Raw genomic sequence first — 1,024 nt, 5'->3', positions numbered from 1 at the left:
AACGAGCTCGTGCACGGTAAGCGGTGAGGCGTCGAGCTCCTGATCGTTGATCATGGTCGTGTGGTGGGGAACGCGTCTCGTGCAGCGATCATCAGCGACCGGAGGATCACGGGCCTGTCGGCCGACGTGATCGCTGAACTCGTGTCTGAGCTCGGCCCGTTGTGGCATGAACGGCACCAGGCCAGGCTTGCGTCCAGGCCGCGGAAGCGGGCGATCGGTGCCGGGGCCAAGCACCGGCTGGTCTTCGTCGACCGGCTCCTGGCCGCCCTCGTGCACCTCCGACACGGGGTCACCCACGACGTGCTGGCCTGCTGGTTCGGGGTGAACCGCTCCACCATCACCCGCGCCGTCGGTGAGGTGCGGCCCCTGCTGGCCGAGCGCGGCTGCACCGTCAGTCCCGGAGTGCGGTTGCGGACCTTGGCAGAGGTCATCGCCCATCTCGGCGCCAGCGGGAAGACCGGGATCATCGACGGCACCGAGATCCGGGTCCGCCGGCCGGCCGCCGGGCGCAAGGACCGGGACAGGTTCATCTCCGGCAAGAACAAGCAGAACGCGGTCAAGACCATGGTCGTCACGGACGGGGACGGTCGCGTGCTCTTCTGCAGCCCGACCAGGCCCGGCAGCTGCGCGGACATCACCCACGCCCGCCAGTTAGGGCTGGTCAAGCTCCTGGCCGACGGGCCCGCGGTGGAAATCCTCGCCGACGCCGGCTATCAGGGCCTGGGCGCTCAGACCGGCGGCCGGGTGGTCACACCGCCGCACCGCAAGTTCAAGAAGAACGCCCCGGACTGGTACGAGGAGATGTACGAGCGCCAGCGCAAGGCGCACTCATCGAGGCGGATCCGTGTCGAGCACGGCATCGCCCACCTGAAGAACTGGCGGGCCCTGGCCCGCCACCTCGGCCGCCGCGAGCACATGAGCGACACCGTCCAGGCCATCGCCAGCCTGCTCTCACACCAGCAAACCGCGGACCTGATGTCGGCACGGCAGACGTGAACACCGAGCCCTACCGCCATCCTCGACG

At 69.0% G+C, this 1,024-nt stretch carries 1 protein-coding gene; it reads left to right on the top strand.

Annotation, left to right across the window (positions count from 1 at the left end):
• Positions 1-141: 141 nt before the first annotated feature.
• The gene (locus HCJ93_RS29035; RefSeq protein WP_309141539.1) at positions 142-996 is read left to right on the top strand and encodes a transposase family protein; all 855 of its coding nucleotides are present in this window, start codon (positions 142-144) and stop codon (positions 994-996) included.
• Positions 997-1,024 lie beyond the last annotated feature (28 nt).

This window comes from Streptomyces composti (assembly GCF_012034205.1).
Classification (GTDB): domain Bacteria; phylum Actinomycetota; class Actinomycetes; order Streptomycetales; family Streptomycetaceae; genus Streptomyces; species Streptomyces composti.
This window is presented reverse-complemented; position numbering and strand designations above follow the sequence as displayed.